The following is a 21,150-nucleotide window of genomic DNA, read 5'->3' as shown; positions in this document are numbered from 1 at the left end:
ACGCGGTGGGGCAGACTCGACGGGTGATCACCCCCTCCCGGCGCACCGACGTCGCGCTGTTGATCGTGGTGGTCGCGCTTCTCGTCGCGGTGAACGTGGGCGCGCATCTCACCGAAGATGCGGTGTCGGTGGCGATCGTCCCCGTGGCCGCCGTCGTGGCCGTGGTCATCGCTCGTCTCGCCGGCCTCGGCTGGCGGGACCTCGGCCTGAGCCGCGCGGAGCTGCGCGCCGGGATCCCGGTTGCCGTGGCAGCGGTCCTCGTGGTCGCCGCCGTGGTGTCCACGGCGGTCGCGATCCCGGCCACGCGTGAGTTCTTCCTGTCCGACCGGTACGACGACACCTCCGAGGCCCTTCTCGCGGCATTTGTGATCATTCCGCTGCAGACGGTTCTCCCGGAGGAGGTCTTGTTCCGCGGTGTGCTGCAAGGGGTTCTGGGCCGGCTGTTCGCCCCGTTGACGACGCTGGTCGTCGGCGCGATCGCCTTCGGCCTCTGGCACATCCTGTCCTCGACGGGGCTCACCGCGGGCAACGAAGGACTGAGCGGCATCTTGGGCGCCGGGACGGTGGCGCAGATCGTCGGCATCGCCGGAGCCGTGCTCGCGACCGCGGTCGCGGGTTTCGTGCTGGGCTGGCTCCGGCAGCGCACCACGAGCCTGCTCGCGCCCATCGCGCTCCACTGGGCCCTGAACGCGACCGGGGCGATCGGTGCCGCCGTGGCCTGGCAGGTGTCCTAGACGGGCATCACCCGCGGATCGCCGGCCTCACGCGGTCCCGAAGATGCGGTCGCCCGCATCGCCGAGCCCGGGGCGGATGAAGCCGTTGTCGTCGAGTTCCCGATCGACCGCTGCGGTGTAGATCGGCACGTCGGGGTGCGAGTGGTGCAGTACCTCGATGCCCTCCGGGCAGGCGAGCAGGCAGACGAACTTGATGGATTTCGGACCGTACTCCTTGATGCGGTCGATGGCGGCGACGGCCGAATGGCCGGTCGCCAGCAGTGGATCGACGATCACGACGTCACGTTCGGACAGCTCCGACGGCATCTTGAAGTAGTACTCGACGACGACCATGGTCTTCGGGTCACGGTAGAGACCGATGTGGCCGACGCGCGCGCCCGGGACCACCGTCAGCATGCCGTCGGCGATGCCCGCACCGGCACGCAGGACGGCGGCGAACACCAGCTTCTTGCCGTCGATGACTCGCGCGGTGGTGGTCTCGAGTGGCGTGTCGATGGTGATCTCGTGCATCGGGATGTCGCGCAGGACGTCGTACGCCATCAGGATCGAGATCTCGTCGAGGAGGCGGCGGAAGTCGTTGGTCGACGTTTCCTTGCGACGCATCAGCGTCAGCTTGTGTTGCACCAGCGGATGGTCGATGACGGCGACGCTGCCCATGAATACCTCTCGGTCGAGTGTGTGAAGCGATGTGTGGATCGGGTCGTGGTCTGGACGCCGGTGCTCAGAACACGGTGCCGGTGCTGCGTATCGACAAGGGCGGCAGACCATCTCGAATCCGGTTCGCCAGAACACGACCGGCCGCCCATGTCCCGCCCTCGAGCACGCAGGCCAGCGGCATGGTGGTCGTATCCGCGCCGAGCCGCTTGCGCACGAGGTCGGCGATCTCGTCGATCAGGGCGACGGTGAGCGCACGCCATTCGACGACGAGCTCGTCGCCGACCTCCCACTCGCGATCCGCCCAGCCCTCGTCGCGGAGCTCGAGTACCCCGGAGTCGATCAGAAGTCCGCCGTTGCGATACTCGGGGAGACCGGTCAGCTCGTCGAGTCCGGTCACCCGGACACCGGACCACCGGAACGGCTCCAGCAGTGAGTAGGTCAGCCACTGCGACAGTTTGTGGAACGGCACCCAGCCTGCTGTCAGACCCGGACCGACGACGGCGTCGTGATGCCAGCAGTCACCCAGTGGATTGGCGTCGATCGCGTTGTCCGACGGCCAGATCGGGCCCAGGTATTCGAGGATGCCACTCAGGATGTCCACCGCGGACACCTCCGAGCGCCCACCGCGGGTGAGGTGGTCGAACAGGCCGCCGGGCCGCGCGTCCGGACCGAAGATCTCGGGCCGGCGGGACAGGGTCTCACCCAGTCGGCGCAGCAGATCGACTCGTCCGGAGAGGCCGGTGAGCGGATTGTCGGGACCTGTCTGGAAGGCGGCGCCGAGAGTGTCGGCACTGATCCGGCTCAGACCGCCGGCGTCGACTCGCAGGGGATCGGTCGGGTCACTCGAGAACAGCCCGTCGCAGAAGGCCACCCAGCTCGCGACGCCGAGTCCCTCCGAACGCGTGAGGACGAGATCGCTCGACTGCTCGCGGTAGGACCACTCGGGTCCGGCCCCGGCGTCGAGCAGGACACTGACGAGCACGACGTCGACGAGGGCGCGGGTCCGCTCGGCCGAACCGGCCGCGGGCAAGGCGGCATCGATCGCGCCGAGGCGGTCGACGCCGCCGGCCTCGAAGTGTCGCCATCGACTGTGAAAAGGTATGTCCCCGTCGGGATATCGTGACAGTGTCGTCTCCGCGACGAGGTCGGCCGCCGCGTCCAGTGCCTCGTCGCGAACCACGAACCACGACGACTCGCCGGACCGCGCTCGTTCCAGGAGCTGCCGCGATCGGCTCCGGATGGTGGCGGTGGACCGAAGCATCCGACCGGCCTGGGAAGCCGACAACTCCACGTCCGGCGCACCGGCCATCAGAGCGCCCGACCCTTGACCTGTCGCAACTGTTCGGCGTCCGGGACAGGTCCGGGGGTGAAGTAGCCGGCAGCCATTTTCGCGTCGATCTCGACCCGGGCGTCGGCGGGGATCAGTTCGTCGGGGATGTTCACGCGTTCGCCGACCTCGATGCCCGAGCCGGTGATGGCGTCGTATTTCATGTTCGACATCGACACCAGGTGGTGGATCCTGGTGATGCCGAACCAGTGCAGGACGTCGGGCATGAGCTCTTGGAACCGCATGTCCTGAACGCCCGCAACGCATTCGGTGCGTGCGAAGTACTGATCGGCGGTGTCGCCGCCGAGCTGACGTTTGCGGGCGTTGTAGACGAGGAACTTGGTGACCTCGCCGAGCGCGCGTCCCTCCTTGCGGGAGTAGGCGACCAGGCCGACGCCGCCGCGCTGGGTCCCGCGGATGCACTCCTCGATCGCGTGCGTCAGATACGGACGGCACGTGCAGATGTCGGAGCCGAAGACGTCGGAACCGTTGCACTCGTCGTGGACGCGTGCGGTGAGTTCCACCGACGAATCGGCGAGGTCGCGGGGGTCGCCGAAGATGTAGACCGTCTGGCCGCCGATGGGTGGCAGGAACACCTCCAGGTCCGAGCGGGTCACGAGTTCGGGGTACATGCCGCCGGTCTCCTCGAACAACACCCGACGCAGCTCGGCTTCCGAGCATCCGAAGCGATCGGCGACGCCGGGCAGATGCCACACCGGCTCCACGGCCGCCTTCGTGACCAGCGCGGCGCCACTGGGCAGCAGGACCTCGCCGTCGGGGATGAGACGACCTTTCTCGATCGCCTCGGCGATCTCTGGGAGGATGACGTGCGCCTTGGTCACCGCGATGGTGGGCCGGATGTCGTAACCGCGCCCGATCTCGTCGGGGAAACTCTCGGCGACCGTGGCACCCCAGGGATCCATCGAGACGATGGCGCGCGGGTCACCCCACTGTGGATACGGTCCGATGTGGTCGGTGGGCGAGGTGTTGGTGAGGTCGGCCCGGTGCTCGCGCGCCAGGGCGCCGGCGGCGACGGCCAGGGCGCGGTACACGCTGTAGGAGCCGCTGTGGGTGCCGATGACATTGCGATGCCCACGCGTGCCCGTGGTCCCGATGACGGGACCGCGCTCGGCCGCGGTGGCGGCCCCCCAGTGGATGGACGGCGCGTCGATCCCGCCGCTGTGGGAGGTCAGTCGGATGTGGCCCAGGGACCTGTGTTCGCCGGACATCGTCATCGTCCTCACTTCTGTCGAGACGGTCACCCGCCACTTCAGGGAAAGCGCCAGCATAGTTGCGGATGCCCGTGTGTGCCGGGTGATGCCGAACGCCGTGGCGGCGGCACCCGCCAAGGGTGCCGCCGCCACGTTCTGACCGTCGTGGTGACGAGGTGCGCCGCCTCGATCAGAGGTCGAACCGGTCCAGGTTCATCACCTTGTCCCAGGCCGCGACGAAGTCGTTCACGAACTTCTCGGCGGCGTCGTCGGTCGCGTAGACCTCGGCGAGAGCGCGCAGCTGGGAGTTCGACGTGAACGCCAGATCGGCGCGGGTACCGGTCCAGACCTGCTCACCGGTGGCGCGATCCCGACCGATGTAGACGTTCTCCTCATCCGAGGCCGACCAGGCCGTCGACATGTCGAGCAGGTTGACGAAGAAATCGTTCGTGAGGATGCCGGGGCGATCGGTCAGAACACCCGCAGATGAGCCGCCGAAGTTGTTGCCCAGCACTCGGAGTCCGCCCACCAGCACCGTCATCTCGGGTGCGCTGAGGGTCAACAGCGCTGCCTTGTCGACGAGGGTGAACTCGGCCGGGAGATCACTGCCCTCGGCCATGTAGTTGCGGAACCCGTCGGCCTTGGGCTCGAGGTACGCGAAGGACTCGACGTCGGTCTCCTCCTGGGAGGCGTCGGTGCGACCCGGGGTGAACGGCACGGTGATGTCCACGCCCGCGTCCCGCGCGGCCTTCTCGACGGCCGCCGCACCGCCGAGCACCACCAGGTCGGCGAAGGAGATCGTCGCGCCGGCCTCACCGATGAACGAGTCCCGGATCCCTTCGAGGGTGTCGATCACGGCCGCCAGCTCGGTGGGCTCGTTCACCTCCCACTCCGACTGCGGTTGCAACCGGATGCGGCCGCCGTTGGCGCCGCCGCGCTTGTCGCTGCCGCGGAAACTCGACGCCGCCGCCCAGGCGGTCTTGACGAGTTGCGCGACAGTCAATCCCGAGTCGAGCAGCATCCCCTTCAGGATCGCCACGTCGGCTTCGGACACGACCGGTCCCTCATGCGCCGGGACATTGTCCTGCCAGAGGTAGGTCTCGGTCGGGACCAGCGGCCCGCGATAACGGACGGCGGGCCCCATGTCGCGGTGCAGGAGCTTGAACCAGGCCTTGGCGAACTCATCGGCCAGTTCCTCGGGGTGGTCCAGCCAGCGCCGGGTGATCTGCTCGAAACCGGGGTCGTACCGCATCGCGAGGTCCGTGGTCAGCATCGACGGATGAGTCCTGTCGTCGCCGAACGCCTTCGGGACGGTGCCTGCTCCGGCTCCGTCTTTCGGGCGCCACTGGTTGGCCCCGGCCGGACTCTTGTAGAGCTCCCACTCATAGCCATAGAGAGTTTCGAGAAATGCGTTGTCCCAGGTGGTCGGAGTGGGATTCCAGATCACCTCGAGTCCGCTGGTGATCGCATCCGCACCCTTGCCGGAGCCGTGTGAGCTGGCCCAGCCGAGGCCGGCGTCCTCGACGGCGGCGGCCTCCGGTTCGGGACCCACCAGCCCGGCGTCACCGGCACCGTGGGTCTTGCCGAAGGTGTGGCCGCCGACGATCAGTGCGGCGGTCTCGACGTCGTTCATCGCCATACGCGCAAACGTCTCGCGGATGTCCACCGCGGATGCGAGGATGTCCGGATTGCCGTTCGGCCCTTCCGGATTCACATAGATCAAGCCCATCTGCACTGCGGCAAGGGGTTTCTCGAGTTCGCGGTTGCCCGAGTACCGGTGATCGGCGAGCCACTCGAGTTCGGGTCCCCAGTACACCTCGTCGGGCTCCCACTCGTCGACGCGACCGAATGCGAAGCCCGCGGTGGCGAATCCCATCGACTCCAGCGCGACATTTCCGGCGAAGACCAGCAGGTCGGCCCAGGACAGGGCCTTGCCGTACTTCTTCTTGATCGGCCACAGCAGGCGGCGCGCCTTGTCCAGGTTGGCGTTGTCCGGCCAGCTGTTGAGCGGGGCGAATCGTTGCATTCCGGCGCCGGCGCCACCGCGTCCGTCCTCCACGCGGTAGGTGCCCGCGGCGTGCCAGGACATGCGGACGAACAGACCGCCGTAGTGTCCGAAGTCGGCGGGCCACCAGTCCTGGGAATCGGTCATGAGCGCTGTCAGATCCGCGCGCAGAGCCTCGACGTCGAGGGTCTCGAGGGCCGAGTCGTAGTCGAAGTCGGCGTCCATCGGATTCGCGACATCCGGATTGTGCTGGAGGACTTTCAGATTCAATTGATTCGGCCACCAGTCGCGGTTGCCGCCGCCCTGGGTCGGCGGCTTGAGCCTACCGTGTGCGACCGGGCATCCGCCGGTCGCGGGCTCGGTGTTCGCCTCGGCGATCGGGGGGTGTTCCCGCGCGTCGGAGACGGACGTGGGGTCGTGCTGGGCCATCTGGGGTTTCCTTTCGGGCACGGAGAGAACTGTGATCGCCGGGTCGGCGATCACAGAGTCGGTGCGATGTCGGTCGTCGGGGTTATCGGTCGGGGATGCAGTCGGAGCAGTAGCCCCAGTAGATGACCTCGGCTTCGTCGATGACGAAACCTCGGTCGTCGGACGGGGTCAGGCACGGGGCTTCGCCGATTGCGCAGTCGACGTCACCGATGGACCCGCATGTACGGCATATCACGTGGTGGTGGTTGTCCCCGACCCGTGACTCATATCGAGACACGTGGCCCGACGGTTGGATACGTCGGATCAGGCCGGCCGAAGTCAACACGCCCAGAACGTCATACACCGTCTGTTGCGAGACCTCGGGCAGCCGTGCGCGAGTCGAACGCAGCACCTCGTCGGTGTCGGCGTGGGGGTGGGCCCGGACGGCCTGCATCACCGCGATGCGCGGACGAGTGACCCGCAGTCCGGCCGCCCGCAGGTGCCGGGTGCAGTCGTCGTCGGTGAGCATGACGCCCATCGTGCCCACTTTTCTGGAACCATTCAAGTTTATGTGGGGAAGTGAGGTGCCGATCACCCCCGAAGTCGTAGGATCGGCTCATGCCGACAGCGACGCCGACTCGTTCGCGGGTGAGCTGATGACCCGTTACGACGAGATCGTCGACGAGCTCTACGGTCTCGCGCCCGGCGCGTTCGTGACCCGCCGGAATGAACTGGCTCGTGAGGTGAAGGCGGATGGCGACCGCGAACTCGCCGGTCGGATCGAAAAGCTGCGGCGACCAACGCAATCGGCCTGGGCGATCAACCAGTGGGTGCGCGCGTACCCCGACGACAGTGCGCTCATCGCCGAGTTGGCGTCGGAATTGACTGCGGCGCAGCGCCGCTCGGCGGTCGACAAGATTCGGGCACTGTCCCGGCGCCGCCAGGAGCTGATCAGCTCGTCGGTGACCGCGGTCGCGAGGGCAGCGGCTGACCGTCAGGTGAGGCTGGCGGACGGTGCCGTTCGAGAGGTCACGCAGACACTGCGCGCCGCGGTGGCCGACCAGGAGGTACTCGAGCAGGTGTTGCGGGGCAATCTCACCGCGTCTGCCGAGTACAGCGGCTTCGGACCCGCCGGCGTGTTCGTGGTGCCGGAGCCGTCACCGGAACGGGGCGAGGACGAGCCGGAGGTCGACGATGCGGGAGGTACGGCCGACGACCCAGATGAGCCGACCCCGTCGGACGACTCCGACAGCGAACGCGAACGCCGTGAGCTCGAGGCCCGGCTGGCCGACGCGGAGGCGGGGGAGCGGGCTGCGCGATCCGACCTCGACGATGCCTCGAAGGCGGTCGACGGTGTGTCGTCGGAAGTGGACGAGGTCGTCGGCCGGGCTCAGGAACTAAGGGCTGAGCTGGCGCGCTGCGAGGAGTCGCTGCGCTTTGCGCGCCAACGTCTGTCGACCGCCGAGCATGGCAGGGCCGAGGCCCGGATCGCGCTCCGCGAGGCGGTCGCGGCGACCAACGAGATCCGCGCGGCGCTGGCCGAACTCTGAGGGCACCGCGCGCCACGCGGATGGTCGGCGCCTGAGGGTCAGCGCGTCAAGTGGAAGCGCAGCAACTCGGAGGTGCCGTTGAGCGCACGGCCCCAGTAGCCGCCGCGGCCGTCGGCGCGGAGCTCGTCACGCACGAATCCGACGGGGGTTCCCGAGTAGTCCACGACGATGACGGGCGCGCCGTCCTGCACCGAGCGGCCCGGGTACACCGCACCGGGGAACGCCCATCCGATGGCTGTGTCGTTGACGACCCGCGAGCCCGTGAAGTTCTTGCCGAACCACACCGTGTCGGCGATGGGGGCACTGGTGACATCGCCGCGGTAGTACCCGGTCGGCATGGGCGGGGCGGCCAGCGCGGTGCCGGGCGCGACGAGCGTGATCACCCCAGCGATCAGAACCGCGGCGGCCGGCGCGGCACAGTGACGGAGATGGGATGTGAGTGCGGTGTCCATCTGTCGATTGAACGCCCGTGCAATCCCGTTGACCTGGGATCGGCCACGCCGATGCGGAACCGATAGCGAGGGTCAGTGGCCGACGAGGCGCAGTGAGTCGTCGCGCCGGAGCACGAAGAAGTACGGTTTCGGCGAACCCTTGAGATCCATGGCGCCCAGGACGGCGTCGTCGGAGATCCGGCGGAAGACGTCGTTGATCGGCAGCTGGTCGTAGACCATCGTGGCCGTGTCCGTGCCGCGGTACCGGGTGGTGCGCAGACGGGCACGCGCTCGTCGGGTGCCACTGAGGAGACGGGTCGCCGCGATCGGCGTCGCGAACGACAGCGATCTGACCCCGGGTGCCTTCTCGGCGATCCCGAGTCCGCCGAACGCGATCGCCGGGTTGCCGCAGGCATGACCGACTCTGCGTACGACCCTCGTGACCTTCTCGCCGAAGGCGGGCTCGGTGTCCTGGCCACGATCAAGGCATCGGGACTTCCTCAGCTGTCGCCCGTGACGCCCTTCTACGACCGCGACGCCGAGACCATCTATGTCTCGATGACCGAGGGGCGGGCCAAGACGGCGAACCTCCGGCGCGATCCACGCGCAGCCCTCGAGATCACCGGCCCCGATCGCTACACCTGGGCGACGGCGGAGGGCACCGTGACACTGATAGGTCCGGGTACCGAACCGGACGGGCCCGAGGTCGAGACCCTCGTGGACTACTACCGCCGAGCTGCCGGCGAGCACCCGGACTGGGATGAGTACCGCAGGGTGATGGTCGCCGACCGTCGTGTCCTGATGGTCATGGCGGTGGACCGGGTGTACGGCGAACGTCTTCGCTGAGATGTCGGGCGCCGCGTTGTCGAATGAGGACGCGCGCTGTCCTCATGGTGGCGCACAGTGGAGGCATGGCAACTGAATTTCAGGTGACGTTCGATTGTGGTGATCCGGCATCGCTGTCGGAGTTCTGGGCCGAGGTGCTCGGCTATCGGCTCCAGGACCCACCACCCGGTTTCGACAGCTGGGATGCCGCGCTCGATGCGTTCGGTGTCCCGCCGGAACGCCGGAACGACGCGTCGGGGGTGATCGATCCGGACGGACGCGGGCCCCGGCTGTTCTTCCAGCGCGTCCCCGAGGGCAAGGCGGCCAAGAACCGGGTCCACCTCGACGTCCGTGCCGCACCCGGTCTGCGCGGGGACGAGCGGATGAACGCTCTCGAGGCTGAGGCGGACCGCCTCGTCGGACTCGGCGCGACCCGGGTCGAACGGCACGATCCGGCCCCACCGCTCGGCGAGGGGCACATCGTCCTGCAGGACCCCGAGGGCAACGAGTTCTGCCTGGACTAGGGATTTCGTAGCGACACTGCGCGCTATGTGCGTTCTCTTGCTACGAGATCCGGGGTCAGGGAGATGTTTCCGGCCCTACCCAGCGTCCCGTCGAGGTCGGGTTGCTCGAAGGTGACCTCGGCGGAACGCCCCTCCACCGAGAGCGTCGCGATGGTGTTGCCGAACAGCGGGCCGAGAGAGTTGCGCCAGGCGACCGGCAGATCGGGCGACCCACCGCGACGGGCCCAGCGTCGGACGATCGAGGCGAGCCGATTGGACCATCCCAGCCGGAACACCACCTTGATGTACGGCGGGATCGCGTTGTGCACGGGCGAGCACACCAGCTGGTGGACGTCGGCGGTGGTCGCGTCCGAGAAGGTCGCACGCGCGGCGTAGCTGTGGTGGACGTCGCCGGACAGTACGCTGACCGTCGCCGGCCCCGGATCGCGGGTCGCGACCCGCCGGATCATGTCACTGAGCCGGACGAAGGAGTCGAAGAAGGCCGGCCAGTGCTCGAGGTCCGCGCCCTGCCGGATCTTCTCGGCGAGTTGCCCACGACGCCCCGACCGCCGGGCACCGATCTCGTTGAGGGTCTCCGCATCGCCGACGACGGGCGGCAGCAACCACGGCAGCGATGAACCGAGGACGAGGTGGTCGAGCCCCTCCAGATCATCGTCGACCTGGCTCTCGACCCAATCGAATTCGACGTCGCTCAACATCTTTCGCGTCCCCCCGGAGAGGATGCGACCGTTCCGGGAGTCGATCATGACGAGCCGCGTGTTGCCCAGGTCCCATCGGAAGCTGAACCGGATGCCCTTGGTTCCGTCGGTTTCGTGATCGGCGCGATCCGCGACACCGATCAGGTGGGGCCAACAGTCACCGTCGATCTCGCGCACGCGGCGGTAGTCCTCGGACTCGGCCAGTTCGGCGGGGGAGAGGTTGCCGAGGTGCTGATACACCCAGTACGACGCCAGGCCGGCGCGGATACGGTCCTGCCACCACGGCTTCTCCCGCATCTGACGACGCCAGGTGTCGGAGGTGTTCCAGTCATCACGGATGTCGTGATCGTCGAAGATCATGGCCGTGGGCACGGTGGAGAGGATCCATCGGATCTCGGGGTCACCCCAGGTGTGCCGATAGAGGCCCTCGTATTCCTCGAAGTCGACGACTTCGTCCGACGGTCCGGCGGTGGACGTCCGATTCGATTCCAGCGACTCCTTCACCTGCGGGGTCAGTTCGTCGGCGTACACCTGGTCGCCGAGCAAGATGAGCGTGTCGGGCCACTCGTCGACAGGGAGATGACGCATCCGGATGGCGTAGCAGTCCAACGCGTCGAGTCCGAGTTTCTGGTCGAGCTTCGGGTCCTCGGCACGTGGATACCGGCAGGACCCGAACACGAATCGGTGCCGGTCCGCGGTGTCCGGTCCCCGGGTTCGGATGACGCTGGGCGGGAACTCCATGTCGGGAAGCGGCCACTCGAGGGCGCCGTTGACGCGGACCTGGTACTCGGTGATCGTGTCGGGCACCAGGCCGGTGACCTCGACCAACGCGTAGTGATGACCGGACACCTCGAATGTCCGGGTGCCGCAACCGAGCACCTCGACCTCGCCCGGTTCGTCGGTTTGCACCCAGACCAGCGCGGAGGTCTCGTCGACGTGCCGGAGGATCGGACCCAGAACCAAAGCCATTCGATCAGAGTAGGCCGTCGCGCGCGCTCGTGCGCCCGCGTCGATCGGCGCGATGAGTTCGTCCGGGAGAGCCGGTCTGTACTCGTGTTGCCGCTGCACGCGGGGGACACGGTCACGCAGGCAGGACGGCGCACCGAGAATCGACGGAGGAGGAACCCATGGTGATCGTCGCCGGCAGTCTTCGAGTGGACCCGCGCGGGCGGGCCGACTACCTCGCCGGATGCGAGGAGGTGATCGGTGCGGCCCGTCGGGCTCCGGGGTGTCGCGACTTCGCGATCAGCGCCGACACGACGGACCCGGGCCGTGTCAACATCTTCGAGCGATGGGACTCGCAGTCGGCAGTCGACGCATTCCGGGGTGACGGGGTCGGCGACGAGCAGGCGCAGGCGATCCTCTCGGCGGCGGTCGCCGAATACGATGTCGCCGACATCCGGATCCTCGCCGGCGCTCCGGACTGACGACCGTGCGCCGGTCGTCGTCGTACGCTGTGTGCGCGCCGCGCGAGGGGAGAGAGATGACCGGCAGTACCGACGTCCACCAGAGTCTCGCCGAGGTCCTCGATGAGCTACGGGCACTCGATGACCCGAAGATCCGGGCGGTGAACGAGAGGCACGGGGACGATCACGGGGTCAATCTCACGAAGCTCAGGGCCCTCGCGAAACGACTTCGGATACAGCCCGACCTCTCCGCGGCGCTGTGGGCGACCGAGGACACGGCGGCGCGGTTGCTCGCTCTGCTGATCTGCCGCCCGAAGTCGTTCGACGCCGCAGCGCTCGACACGATGGTCCGCGAGGCCGACCGGCCGAAGGTGCACGATTGGCTCGTCAACTATGTCGTCAAGAAGAATCCGCATGCCGAGGAACTGCGGACGGCGTGGCTGGGCGACGCCGATCCCGTTGTCGCGGCAGCGGGCTGGGCGCTGACCTCCGATCGGGTGGCCAAGCGCCCCGGTGATCTCGACCTCGCGGTCCTGCTCGACGTCATCGAGTCGGAGATGACACAGACGCCGCCTCGTCTGCAGTGGGCGATGAACACGTGCCTGGCGACCATCGGCATCGAGAATCCCGAGTTCCGTACCCGTGCAATCGACATCGGTGAGCGGTTGAAGGTGCTGGAGGACTATCCGACGTCACCTGGATGCACGTCGCCGTATGCGCCGGTGTGGATAGCCGAGATGGTCCGACGCCGCGAGGTCTGATCGGAGATCATCCGGCTTCGACCTACTTGAAGGTCAAGTGTCCGTGGATCTCCGGCGTCGCGGCTTCGGGTCAGATGAGACCCAGTGCGAGCATCGCATCGGCGACCTGGGTGAACGCCGCGATGTTGGCGCCGGTCGCGTAGTTGCCGGGCACCCCGTACTCGTCCGCCGTGTGCAGGCAGTGATCGTGGATCGACGTCATGATCTCCGACAGCCGCTCCTCGGTGTGGCTGAACGACCACGAATCCCGGGATGCGTTCTGCTGCATCTCGAGTGCGCTCGTGGCAACTCCGCCCGCATTCGCGGCCTTGCCCGGCGCGAAGCTGACGCCCGCCTCGGCGAAGATGCGCACCGCCTCGGGCGTGCTGGGCATGTTCGCGCCCTCGGCCACGATGCGGCACCCGTTCTTCGCCAGTTCGGTGGCGTCGACCCCGTTCAGTTCGTTCTGCGTCGCGCAGGGAATGGCGATGTCGGTGGGCACACTCCACAACGAGCCGGAGCCGATGTGCCGGGCGGACCCGCGGCGAGCGTCGACATAGTCCGAGATCCGGCCACGCCGAACGTTTTTGATGTCCTTGAGCAGTTCCAGGTCGATACCGGCCTCGTCGACGACATGACCTCCCGAGTCCGAGCAGGCGATCACGCGGCCACCGAGTTGCTGCACCTTCTCGATGGCGTGGATCGCGACATTGCCCGAGCCCGAGACGACCACGGTCTTGCCGGCGAGATCGTCGCCGACGGCGGCGAGCATGTCACGGACGAAGAACACGACGCCGTACCCGGTCGCCTCGGTGCGGACCTGCGAGCCGCCCCACGCGAGTCCTTTGCCGGTGAGGACGCCGGACTCGTAACGGTTGGTGATGCGCTTGTACTGGCCGAAGAGATAACCGATCTCACGACCACCGACGCCCGTGTCGCCGGCGGGCACGTCGGTGTACTCGCCGATGTGGCGGTACAGCTCGGTCATGAACGACTGGCAGAAGCGCATGACCTCCCCGTCGGAGCGCCCCTTGGGATCGAAGTCGGCGCCGCCTTTGCCGCCGCCGATCGGGAGTCCCGTCAGAGCGTTCTTGAAGATCTGCTCGAACCCGAGGAACTTGACGACGCCCAGGTAGACGCTCGGGTGAAAACGCAAGCCCCCCTTGTACGGTCCCAGAGCGGAGTTGAACTCGACACGGAAACCGCGGTTGATCTGCACCTGGCCCTGGTCGTCGACCCAGGGCACCCGAAAGATGATCTGGCGCTCGGGCTCGGTCAGCCTCTTGATGATCCCCGCGTCCGCGTAATGAGGGTGCTTCGCCAGGACCGGACCCAGACTGTCGAAGACCTCCCGGACGGCCTGGTGGAACTCGGCTTCCCCGGGATTTCGCGCAACGACCTGCGCGTACAGATCACTGATCTTCTCGTCGAGCACGGCCACGATGGCGACCACTTCCTTATCGATACGTGTGGGACGGCGACGTGCGTGAGCACGTCGCCACCCGCACCCTATCGATCGACAGAAATTCCACCACAGACCGGTCCGTCTGACGAACATCACGGGTGCATCCGCGACGGGGAGATCAGGATGGACTCGCCCTGACGACGAGGGGGATCGCGCTCACCGCGACGCACGTATCACGATGGCGCGAGAACAGGTCGTCGTATCTCGAGCGACGGGTGCCGAGTCGCGATCTCACGCCGGGACGTCGGGTCGGCGCCGGTGGTGAGCGTCAGAATCCAGGGCACCGATTCGGTGTCGTCTGACACCCATGGATCCAACTCGAGGTGGGCCAGGATGTCGCGTGACAGGCTCTCGAGTTTCGCGACGGTCAGGCGACCGGACGAGTCCGCGAATCCGAAGCACACATCTCGACCCTCCGGGACCCCGAACACGTCCACGTCGTTCTCGCGGTGCCACTGCCTGCGCAGCAGCAACGAGTTCGACTCTTCGACGACAACCGAGCATCTGGTGGGGTGAGAAAAAGCGTCCTGGGCGCGTGTCGACGCGCGATCCACGAATTCTCTCACCCGACTCGGAGACCCGCATACGCGTATCCGGCACTCCATCACAACCGCCTTCACGGCCACTCTTCCTTTCACTGCTGCCGGTCATCTCCGACCGGTGCCATGGACTCTAGCCGAGAAAAAAATAAAAGCCAGTTCGACGGTTTCGGTTTGTCTGATAGCGACGAAATCGCCTGTACGCCAGTAGGTGACGGTCACGGCAAAGGTGAACGCGCGGCGAGGCTGGACTTTTGTTTTTTCCGGGCTATGGTCACGGAGGTGGTAGGTCAGAGCCGTCGTGGTCGACAATCGATGGAGGAAAAATGGCAGAAAAGAATTCGAGTTCCAAGAAACGCCGCCAAGAACTCAAGGAGCGCCGTGAGCGGAAACGCGCACTCGAGGACACCTCAATTGTTCGGAGGAGGAAAAGTGCCCGCTGACGCGGTTGCTCCCTGAGGAGCGAGCAGTTCCTTCGAGGAGCGGTGAACGGCCGATCGCGGCGTCAGCGCGGGCCGTTCAGTGCCCGCGCGATGGTCGGCCAGGCACGGTGCAGGTCCTGGTTCCAATAACCCCATGAGTGCAGTCCGGCGCGGAAGTCATACGTGATGTCGACTCCCGCGCGGTCCGCGCGACGTTTGAAGCTCTCGGTGCATCGGGCGACGATACCCTCGAGGACGCCGCCGACGGGCGACGCGAGACCGGCAATTCCGAGTGCCGGGTCGGGGAGCCCGTTGCCGACCGCCACGTACACGGGCTTGCCGCGCAGCGCGGACACGTGATCGGCAGGATTGTGGGCATCCCAGGTGTCGTGGTCGAGCGGCCCCCACATGTTCTCCGGATTTCCGCCCCTCGTGCTGACCGATGTGGCGGTCGCCTGCCGGAACTCGGGCGATCCCTGATCGAGGCACCCGCTGAATGCGACGGCGCCCCGGTAGAGATCGGGGTTGCGCACCGCGATGGACATCGCGCCCAGCGCTCCCATCGACAGCCCGCCGATCACGTTGCGTCCGTCGCCCCGGAAGCGCCGGTCGACCAGTGGCGGGAGTTCGTCGGTGAGAAAGGTCTCCCACATGTTCCGCCCCAGCACCGGGTCGAGCCGGCGCCAGTCGGTGTAATACGAGCCCGTACCCCCGATCGGCAGAACCACGTTGACCTTCTTGTCGGCGACGAAGCGCGCGATGTCGGTCTGGAACGTCCATCCACTCTGGGTGTAATTGGTGTAGACCCCACCGTCGATTCCGTCGAGTAGATACAGCGTCGGGCGCGGTCCGGTCCGGTCGCGGGGAACCAGCACGCTCACTCGGACCGGCCGCTTCATCGCTGCCGAATACACGGTCATCGTCGTGCGCGTCGCAGTCTCCGGGGAGACCGCGAGGATGCGCGCCGAATCGCCGAGCTTCGGTGGAGTCGCCGCGGCCGGCTGCCCTGTCGAGAGGCTCGCGACGATCGCGATGAGGAAAGCACAACCGAGCCCCGTGGCTCGCCGCCAGTGTGACACTCTTCGATCCCCCTCGGACGCTTCCCGATCACGAGTCGCGACCCACCCCCAGGTCGACGTCCGGCATCCGCCGCGTGTCGGTCGATCACGGGTCCGAACTCGGACCGCCGCCATAGTAGAACAGGTTCGTGACCGTCGTGGGACCAGAGCGCGCCGACGGTCGGGGTTTTGGGCCGTGGGACGCGGGTACCCGACTGGTCCCGGGCTGTGGACAGTCGGGATGCAACGACAGAGGAAGGTAGGTGCTCCGTGAGCACATATGTCACCGCGAATCCGACCACGGGTGTGACCGACCGGGAATTCCCCGGACTGAAGGACGACGAGGTGGCCGGCGTTGCCGAACGGTCGCTGGCTGCCTACCAGGACTGGCGTTCGACCGAGGCGTCCGAGCGTGCCGCGATACTGTCGCGAACCGCGGATCTGTACGAGAAGCGAGCCGATGAACTGGCGGCCGTCATCACGACCGAGATGGGCAAACCGGCCAAGGAAGCTGCCGGTGAGGTTCAGCTGGCCGCCGACATCTATCGCTGGTACGCCGAGCACGGACCCGATCTCCTGGAGACCGAAGCCCTCGATCCACAGGGAGCGGACGCGTCGATCGTGCAGGTGAAGCCGGTCGGGCCGCTCGTCGGCGTCATGCCATGGAACTATCCGTACTATCAGGTCGCTCGATTCGTCGCACCGAACCTGTTGGCGGGCAACAGCGTCATCCTCAAGCACGCATCGATCTGCGCCGCGTCGTCGGCTCTGATGGCGGAGATCCTGCACGACGCGGGTGTGCCCGCCGACGCGTACATCAACGTGTACGCGAGCAGTGATCAGATCGCAGAATTGCTGGCCCACAACGCGATACGCGGTGTGTCTCTCACCGGAAGCGAAAAGGCCGGCGCCGCCGTGGCGAAGGTGGCGGCGGAGAACCTGAAGAAGTCCGTGCTCGAGCTCGGGGGGTCGGACCCGTACATCCTCCTCGATTCCGCCGATATGGAACGCACGACGAAGATCGCGGCTCGGGCACGATTGTCGAATGCCGGTCAGGCGTGCAATTCACCGAAGCGCTTCATCGTGCTCGAGGAGTTGTACGACGATTTCGTCGACGGGGTGGTGAAGCAGTTCGAGTCGACCGCGGTCGGTGATCCGGCGGACGAATCCACCCAGATGGGGCCGTTGTCATCTCTCTCGGCGCGCGACACCGTGGCCGAGCAGGTCGAGACCGCGGTGAAACAAGGTGCCACGCTGCGCACGGGTGGGAAGCCCTTGCAGCGGGACGGCGCCTTCTTCGAGCCCACCGTCCTGACCGACATCACCCCGGACATGGATGCGTACTCCGAGGAGATCTTCGGTCCGGTCGCCATGATCTACAAGGTCGCCTCCGCCGAGGACGCCGTGGCGCTCGCCAACGATGTCGAGTTCGGCCTGAGCGGTTCGGTGTGGAGCGGCGACATCGGCAAGGCCGAACAGGTGGCCGACCGGCTCGAGGTCGGGATGGCCTATGTCAACGAGCACGGCACCACCTTGCCCGGGCTCCCGTTCGGCGGGGTCAAGCGTTCGGGTTACGGCCGCGAACTCGGACGCTGGGGCATGGGCGAATTCGTCAACACGAAGCTCCGTCGGACAGCCTCCGCATAGATCGGATCACCCGACGACGAGCGGGTCTCCACGACGTGGAGGGCGGGCCGACGCGAGAAGCGTCGGCCCGCCCTGCTGTCTTCGGCTGGGTCAGCCGCTGGTCTCACGCGCGCGGGCGACGGCGACGGCCACCCCGTGGTGCCACGGGACGCCATGGCCGGGCAGGAGCGATTTCGCCGCTGTTGCCGCCAGCGCGTCGAGCGATGTGCGATTGCGATCGAGGTCGGCGGTTGCGGACCCGGCGATCATGCGCGGGCCGGTCGCTGCGGTGTACGGATCGAGCGTCACCAGGGCGTCGCCGGCGATGACCGCGTCGCGGGACGGAAAGTGGAGTGACACATGGCCGTAGGTGTGCCCTGGGGTGGGGACCACCTGCGCGCCGCCGGGGAGCACCGCGTCGTCGCCGAAGGTCGTCACGTCCATGTGGTCGACGCCGCGCACGGTGAGCGCGCCCGCCGCTGCCATGCGCCCGAGCAGCGGGAGGGCACGCGGATGACGAAGGGGCACCCCGAATCTGGTGGCGTTCTGATGTGCGTAGCGGTAGGGATGCGATGCCAGCCACGCGTCGTCACGATGGACGTGGACAGGGATCCGCCACTCACGCGCCAGGCGTCGCGCGGTGCCGACATGGTCGAAATGGCCATGGGTGATGATCAGATCGGAGACCGCGTCGGTGTCCCGGCCGAGTTCGCGGACGGCTTTGCGGAGCGGCTCGTACGACCGGGGGAGTCCGCAGTCGACGAGCACCAGCCGGTCACCGTCCTCGACCAGATACTGATTCGTGTGCGCGTGTTCGAGCCAATGGATGCCGGGGACGACGTCGCGATGCAAGGTCATGCTCGGGCGCATACCCGGCGGGGGCAGCGGCAAACCGTGGTACGACCTCGGAAGTTTGGACAAGACCGGGGGTTTTCTGTAATCACCCCGGCCTCTGGCTCGACATGCGGGTTACAGCACCGCGCGAGCGTGAGTCCGACACTATCAGGCCTACCGCGGCGGAAGCCAATCGTGGACCGCGGTGCCGTAATCAGCCGTCGGAGAACACCGACCAGCACAGGTCATTTCGTGCGCGCTGGTCGGCGAGCACCAGGTCGCGCAGTTGGTCCGGGAGTTGTGCACGCTGCCAGGCGCATTCGCGCCTGCCGGCGTCATCGCTGCCGTGTTCGGCGCGTACCGCCTTGATCGCATACGCCGCGGCGCCCAGATCATGCGAGGCAACGTGTGCGGTCACCGCTGCCTGTCCGGCGGCGTATGCGGCGAATCGTGGAGCGCCACGGAGGTCACGAGCGGCACCCATGGCGTGTCCGCCCGCGGCTCGCGACTCCATCATCGACAGCTCACCCCTGGTCCACGCGCGGACCGCGGCGATGGCGTCGCGGGGTCGCGTGTCCTCGGGTCGCGCCGACTCGAACAGGGGGAGGACGTGCTCGGCGCACGCCGCGGCCCAGAGTGCCAGCAAGTGATGGTCGGCGTCGGTGAGTGTCCCGCCACGGCGGATGGTGACCAAGCGGGGATCGAACACCTTGGGGAGAATCATCCCGACCGTTCCTGTCGCGCGAGTCAGCGCCGGCGCCGGGCGACGCGCAGCTCGACATCCTCGGGTGCGAGCACCGCGGTGGGCTCGGCGACGACCCCGACACGCACGGGGACATGCTCCTTGTCGGTCACGGTGAGCGGCGCACCGTCGGGCTGCAGATGGTCGTTGCCCCATTGCATCAACGACATCACCACGGGAAACAGGTCGCGGCCCTTGTCGGTGAGTTGATACTCGAACCGTTCACGCTGCCCGGCTTCGCGGTAGGGCACCTTGGTGAAGATCCCCGCCTCGGTGAGTTCTCTCAGGCGGGCCGACGCGACCGCATCGGTGATCCCGACCCGGCGACTGAACTGATCGAACCTGGTGGCGCCGTAGAAGGCCTCCCTCAGGATGAGGATCGCCGACCGGGTCCCCACCAGGTCGATCGCCTTCGCGATCGAGCAACCGGTGGCCTCCCAGCTGTCGCGCTCGGCCAGCGGTCCCTTCAGGTGCATCATGGCTCCACCCTACCCTGACTTGACAGAACCATAGTCAGGGCGTAGATCTGACTATGGCAGACAAAAGTCAGCCGGATATCCGGGTCGGCTGGAGTTTCCGACCCGCGAACTGATGGAGGATCAGTCATGAGATCTGCGGTCATCGTCGACGCTGTTCGCACGCCCATCGGCAAGGGCAAGCCCACCGGCGCCCTCCATGACGTCCATCCCGTCGACCTGCTGGCGCACAGCCTGCGCGCGGTCGTGGATCGCTCGGGCGTCGACCCCGAACTCGTCGACGACGTGATCACCGGAGTGGTCAGCCAGGTGGGCGAGCAGAGTTTCAACCTCGCGCGCCGCGCCCTCCTGGCCGCGGGCTATCCCGAGTCGGTGCCGGGCGTGTCCGTCGATCGCCAATGCGGCAGCGGCCAGCAGGCCATCGCATTCGCTGCACAGGGCATCATCGCGGGTACCTACGACGTCGCGGTCGCCGCGGGAGTCGAGTCGATGTCCCGGGTTCCGATGGGTTCGGCCGCGGCCGGTACCGGCGATCTGAACGGGCGGGCTTTCGACGAGCGATACCCGGAGGGGCTCGTGGGTCAGGGGATCTCGGCCGAACTGATCGCCGCCCGCTGGGACATCTCGCGGCGGGAGATCGACGAATTCTCCCTGCGGTCCCATGATCTGGCCGCCACGGCCACCAAGAACGGACTCTTCGACAACGAACTCGCGGCTCTTGCCGGACTGACGTCGGACGAGGGGATCCGGCTCGGGGGCAGTCTCGACGATCTGGCCCGACTGCGGCCCGCCTATTACGACGAGGCGATCGCACGCCGATTCCCGGAGATCGACTGGAAGATCACCGCGGCGAGCGCGAGTCAGATCAGCGACGGGTCGTCCGCGGTACTACTCATGAGCGAGGAGAAGGCCGCCGAGCTCGGCGTGCGTGCCCGAGCCCGGGTACACACCATCGCGGTCGCGGGTGACGATCCGCTGCTGATGTTGACCGGCATCATCCCGGCAACCCGAAAGGCATTGTCGCGCAGCGGGCTGCGCATCGAGGACATCGACCTGTTCGAGGTCAACGAGGCGTTCGCGCCGGTGGTGCTCGCATGGTCGAGGGAGTTCGGCGTGGACTTGGACAAGGTCAATGTCAACGGCGGCGCGATCGCGGTCGGTCATCCGCTGGGCGCCAGTGGCGCGCGCCTCGCGACCACCGGGCTCAATGCCCTCGAGCAGCGTGGAGGTCGCTACCTCCTCCAGACGATGTGTGAGGCGGGCGGACTGGCGAACGCCACGATCTACGAACGACTCGCCTCCTAGGTCGCGATGTCCGGACCCCACCGGGGCTGGGGGCGGCCACTGTTCGAGGGTTGCCCCCCTGTCGTTTGGGTGTTGCGACGGTGGGGTACCGGAGTGCACCGACGAGGCGTCGCTCGAATGCGTCGACGCCCGTAGGGCAGGACGGGTAGCGGACGAGCCCGCCAGGC

Annotated in this window: 21 protein-coding genes and 1 pseudogene; 8 read left to right on the top strand and 14 right to left on the bottom strand. The window is 67.2% G+C overall.

What is annotated here, in order from left to right:
* Positions 1 to 23 precede the first annotated feature (23 nt).
* A complete protein-coding gene (locus tag AC3B5T_RS20955; protein ID WP_055475423.1) occupies positions 24 to 734 on the top strand; it encodes a CPBP family intramembrane glutamic endopeptidase in 711 nt (236 codons plus the stop codon).
* Between the two features lie 27 nt (positions 735 to 761).
* On the opposite strand, the gene upp is transcribed toward AC3B5T_RS20955, so the two are convergent.
* The 5 genes from upp to AC3B5T_RS20930 form a co-directional block, all read right to left on the bottom strand.
* A complete protein-coding gene (gene upp / locus AC3B5T_RS20950; protein ID WP_055475424.1) occupies positions 762 to 1,391 on the bottom strand; it encodes a uracil phosphoribosyltransferase in 630 nt (209 codons plus the stop codon).
* 64 nt (positions 1,392 to 1,455) lie between these two features.
* Complete coding sequence (locus AC3B5T_RS20945; RefSeq protein WP_055475425.1) at positions 1,456 to 2,700, bottom strand: DUF1688 family protein; 1,245 nt, start codon at positions 2,698 to 2,700, stop codon at positions 1,456 to 1,458.
* Entirely contained in the window at positions 2,700 to 3,947 is a 1,248-nt protein-coding gene (locus tag AC3B5T_RS20940; protein ID WP_010842474.1) for a GTP cyclohydrolase II, read from the bottom strand. Before AC3B5T_RS20940 ends, AC3B5T_RS20945 begins: the two co-directional genes overlap by 1 nt.
* A gap of 172 nt (positions 3,948 to 4,119) precedes the next feature.
* Entirely contained in the window at positions 4,120 to 6,363 is a 2,244-nt protein-coding gene (katG, locus tag AC3B5T_RS20935) for a catalase/peroxidase HPI (RefSeq protein ID WP_055475441.1), read from the bottom strand.
* A gap of 82 nt (positions 6,364 to 6,445) precedes the next feature.
* Positions 6,446 to 6,871, bottom strand: coding sequence for a Fur family transcriptional regulator (locus AC3B5T_RS20930; RefSeq protein ID WP_055475442.1), 426 nt, complete (start codon positions 6,869 to 6,871; stop codon positions 6,446 to 6,448).
* A gap of 127 nt (positions 6,872 to 6,998) precedes the next feature.
* Between AC3B5T_RS20930 and AC3B5T_RS20925 the strand changes: the two genes are divergently transcribed.
* Entirely contained in the window at positions 6,999 to 7,892 is an 894-nt protein-coding gene (locus AC3B5T_RS20925; protein WP_055475443.1) for a hypothetical protein, read from the top strand.
* Between the two features lie 38 nt (positions 7,893 to 7,930).
* On the opposite strand, the gene AC3B5T_RS20920 is transcribed toward AC3B5T_RS20925, so the two are convergent.
* A complete protein-coding gene (locus AC3B5T_RS20920; RefSeq protein ID WP_035717273.1) occupies positions 7,931 to 8,344 on the bottom strand; it encodes a hypothetical protein in 414 nt (137 codons plus the stop codon).
* A gap of 72 nt (positions 8,345 to 8,416) precedes the next feature.
* Positions 8,417 to 8,728, bottom strand: a pseudogene (locus AC3B5T_RS20915) (DUF4334 domain-containing protein); the annotation flags it as partial.
* A 9-nt stretch (positions 8,729 to 8,737) separates the two neighbouring features.
* Here AC3B5T_RS20915 and AC3B5T_RS20910 point away from each other — a divergent pair.
* The gene (locus tag AC3B5T_RS20910; RefSeq protein WP_055475426.1) at positions 8,738 to 9,169 is read left to right on the top strand and encodes a PPOX class F420-dependent oxidoreductase; all 432 of its coding nucleotides are present in this window, start codon (positions 8,738 to 8,740) and stop codon (positions 9,167 to 9,169) included.
* Positions 9,170 to 9,234: 65 nt separating this feature from the next.
* Positions 9,235 to 9,672 (top strand): VOC family protein, encoded by a 438-nt coding sequence (locus AC3B5T_RS20905; RefSeq protein ID WP_014926943.1) that lies wholly within the window; start codon positions 9,235 to 9,237, stop codon positions 9,670 to 9,672.
* Positions 9,673 to 9,695: 23 nt separating this feature from the next.
* Here the strand turns inward: AC3B5T_RS20905 and AC3B5T_RS20900 are convergent, their stop codons facing one another.
* On the bottom strand, positions 9,696 to 11,339 hold the full coding sequence (locus AC3B5T_RS20900; RefSeq protein WP_488357889.1) for an alkaline phosphatase D family protein: 1,644 nt from the start codon (positions 11,337 to 11,339) through the stop codon (positions 9,696 to 9,698).
* A 158-nt stretch (positions 11,340 to 11,497) separates the two neighbouring features.
* Between AC3B5T_RS20900 and AC3B5T_RS20895 the strand changes: the two genes are divergently transcribed.
* Together AC3B5T_RS20895 and AC3B5T_RS20890 are read left to right on the top strand one after the other, a co-directional pair.
* Positions 11,498 to 11,797, top strand: a complete 300-nt coding sequence (locus tag AC3B5T_RS20895; protein ID WP_488357888.1) for a putative quinol monooxygenase — start codon at positions 11,498 to 11,500, stop codon at positions 11,795 to 11,797.
* Positions 11,798 to 11,853: 56 nt separating this feature from the next.
* Positions 11,854 to 12,537 carry a DNA alkylation repair protein gene (locus AC3B5T_RS20890; protein ID WP_488357887.1) on the top strand — a complete coding sequence of 228 codons (684 nt, stop codon included), beginning with the start codon at positions 11,854 to 11,856 and terminating at the stop codon, positions 12,535 to 12,537.
* Positions 12,538 to 12,607: 70 nt separating this feature from the next.
* On the opposite strand, the gene gdhA is transcribed toward AC3B5T_RS20890, so the two are convergent.
* The 3 genes from gdhA to AC3B5T_RS20875 all read right to left on the bottom strand — a co-directional run bounded on the left by gdhA (position 12,608) and on the right by AC3B5T_RS20875 (position 16,021).
* On the bottom strand, positions 12,608 to 13,969 hold the full coding sequence (gene gdhA, locus AC3B5T_RS20885) for an NADP-specific glutamate dehydrogenase (RefSeq protein ID WP_488357886.1): 1,362 nt from the start codon (positions 13,967 to 13,969) through the stop codon (positions 12,608 to 12,610).
* Between the two features lie 185 nt (positions 13,970 to 14,154).
* Positions 14,155 to 14,535, bottom strand: a complete 381-nt coding sequence (locus AC3B5T_RS20880; RefSeq protein ID WP_488357885.1) for a hypothetical protein — start codon at positions 14,533 to 14,535, stop codon at positions 14,155 to 14,157.
* Positions 14,536 to 15,025: 490 nt separating this feature from the next.
* On the bottom strand, positions 15,026 to 16,021 hold the full coding sequence (locus AC3B5T_RS20875) for an alpha/beta hydrolase (RefSeq protein WP_488357884.1): 996 nt from the start codon (positions 16,019 to 16,021) through the stop codon (positions 15,026 to 15,028).
* Positions 16,022 to 16,270: 249 nt separating this feature from the next.
* On the opposite strand from AC3B5T_RS20875, the gene AC3B5T_RS20870 reads away from it, so the two are divergent.
* Positions 16,271 to 17,647, top strand: a complete 1,377-nt coding sequence (locus AC3B5T_RS20870) for an NAD-dependent succinate-semialdehyde dehydrogenase (RefSeq protein WP_488357883.1) — start codon at positions 16,271 to 16,273, stop codon at positions 17,645 to 17,647.
* Between the two features lie 90 nt (positions 17,648 to 17,737).
* On the opposite strand, the gene AC3B5T_RS20865 is transcribed toward AC3B5T_RS20870, so the two are convergent.
* The 3 genes from AC3B5T_RS20865 to AC3B5T_RS20855 form a co-directional block, all read right to left on the bottom strand.
* Positions 17,738 to 18,484: an MBL fold metallo-hydrolase gene (locus AC3B5T_RS20865; RefSeq protein WP_044507946.1), complete on the bottom strand. Its 747-nt coding sequence runs from the start codon at positions 18,482 to 18,484 to the stop codon at positions 17,738 to 17,740.
* A 190-nt stretch (positions 18,485 to 18,674) separates the two neighbouring features.
* Positions 18,675 to 19,184 carry a putative immunity protein gene (locus AC3B5T_RS20860; RefSeq protein ID WP_488357882.1) on the bottom strand — a complete coding sequence of 170 codons (510 nt, stop codon included), beginning with the start codon at positions 19,182 to 19,184 and terminating at the stop codon, positions 18,675 to 18,677.
* A gap of 23 nt (positions 19,185 to 19,207) precedes the next feature.
* Positions 19,208 to 19,681, bottom strand: a complete 474-nt coding sequence (locus AC3B5T_RS20855; protein WP_488357880.1) for a winged helix-turn-helix transcriptional regulator — start codon at positions 19,679 to 19,681, stop codon at positions 19,208 to 19,210.
* Between the two features lie 126 nt (positions 19,682 to 19,807).
* On the opposite strand from AC3B5T_RS20855, the gene AC3B5T_RS20850 reads away from it, so the two are divergent.
* Complete coding sequence (locus AC3B5T_RS20850; RefSeq protein WP_488357879.1) at positions 19,808 to 20,983, top strand: thiolase family protein; 1,176 nt, start codon at positions 19,808 to 19,810, stop codon at positions 20,981 to 20,983.
* Positions 20,984 to 21,150: the final 167 nt, after the last annotated feature.

It is taken from the genome of Gordonia sp. G4 (assembly GCF_057770005.1).
This window is presented reverse-complemented; position numbering and strand designations above follow the sequence as displayed.

Excerpts from the sequence above, each read along its gene's own strand:
- upp (WP_055475424.1), bottom strand. The coding sequence starts at position 1,391 with ATGGGCAGCGTCGCCGTCATCGACCATCCGCTGGTGCAACACAAGCTG.
- AC3B5T_RS20945 (WP_055475425.1), bottom strand. The coding sequence starts at position 2,700 with ATGGCCGGTGCGCCGGACGTGGAGTTGTCGGCTTCCCAGGCCGGTCGG.
- AC3B5T_RS20940 (WP_010842474.1), bottom strand. The coding sequence starts at position 3,947 with ATGTCCGGCGAACACAGGTCCCTGGGCCACATCCGACTGACCTCCCAC.
- katG (WP_055475441.1), bottom strand. The coding sequence starts at position 6,363 with ATGGCCCAGCACGACCCCACGTCCGTCTCCGACGCGCGGGAACACCCC.
- AC3B5T_RS20930 (WP_055475442.1), bottom strand. The coding sequence starts at position 6,871 with ATGCTCACCGACGACGACTGCACCCGGCACCTGCGGGCGGCCGGACTG.
- AC3B5T_RS20925 (WP_055475443.1), top strand. The coding sequence starts at position 6,999 with ATGACCCGTTACGACGAGATCGTCGACGAGCTCTACGGTCTCGCGCCC.
- AC3B5T_RS20920 (WP_035717273.1), bottom strand. The coding sequence starts at position 8,344 with ATGGACACCGCACTCACATCCCATCTCCGTCACTGTGCCGCGCCGGCC.
- AC3B5T_RS20910 (WP_055475426.1), top strand. The coding sequence starts at position 8,738 with ATGACCGACTCTGCGTACGACCCTCGTGACCTTCTCGCCGAAGGCGGG.
- AC3B5T_RS20905 (WP_014926943.1), top strand. The coding sequence starts at position 9,235 with ATGGCAACTGAATTTCAGGTGACGTTCGATTGTGGTGATCCGGCATCG.
- AC3B5T_RS20900 (WP_488357889.1), bottom strand. The coding sequence starts at position 11,339 with ATGGCTTTGGTTCTGGGTCCGATCCTCCGGCACGTCGACGAGACCTCC.
- AC3B5T_RS20895 (WP_488357888.1), top strand. The coding sequence starts at position 11,498 with ATGGTGATCGTCGCCGGCAGTCTTCGAGTGGACCCGCGCGGGCGGGCC.
- AC3B5T_RS20890 (WP_488357887.1), top strand. The coding sequence starts at position 11,854 with ATGACCGGCAGTACCGACGTCCACCAGAGTCTCGCCGAGGTCCTCGAT.
- AC3B5T_RS20865 (WP_044507946.1), bottom strand. The coding sequence starts at position 18,484 with ATGACCTTGCATCGCGACGTCGTCCCCGGCATCCATTGGCTCGAACAC.
- AC3B5T_RS20860 (WP_488357882.1), bottom strand. The coding sequence starts at position 19,184 with ATGATTCTCCCCAAGGTGTTCGATCCCCGCTTGGTCACCATCCGCCGT.
- AC3B5T_RS20855 (WP_488357880.1), bottom strand. The coding sequence starts at position 19,681 with ATGATGCACCTGAAGGGACCGCTGGCCGAGCGCGACAGCTGGGAGGCC.
- AC3B5T_RS20850 (WP_488357879.1), top strand. The coding sequence starts at position 19,808 with ATGAGATCTGCGGTCATCGTCGACGCTGTTCGCACGCCCATCGGCAAG.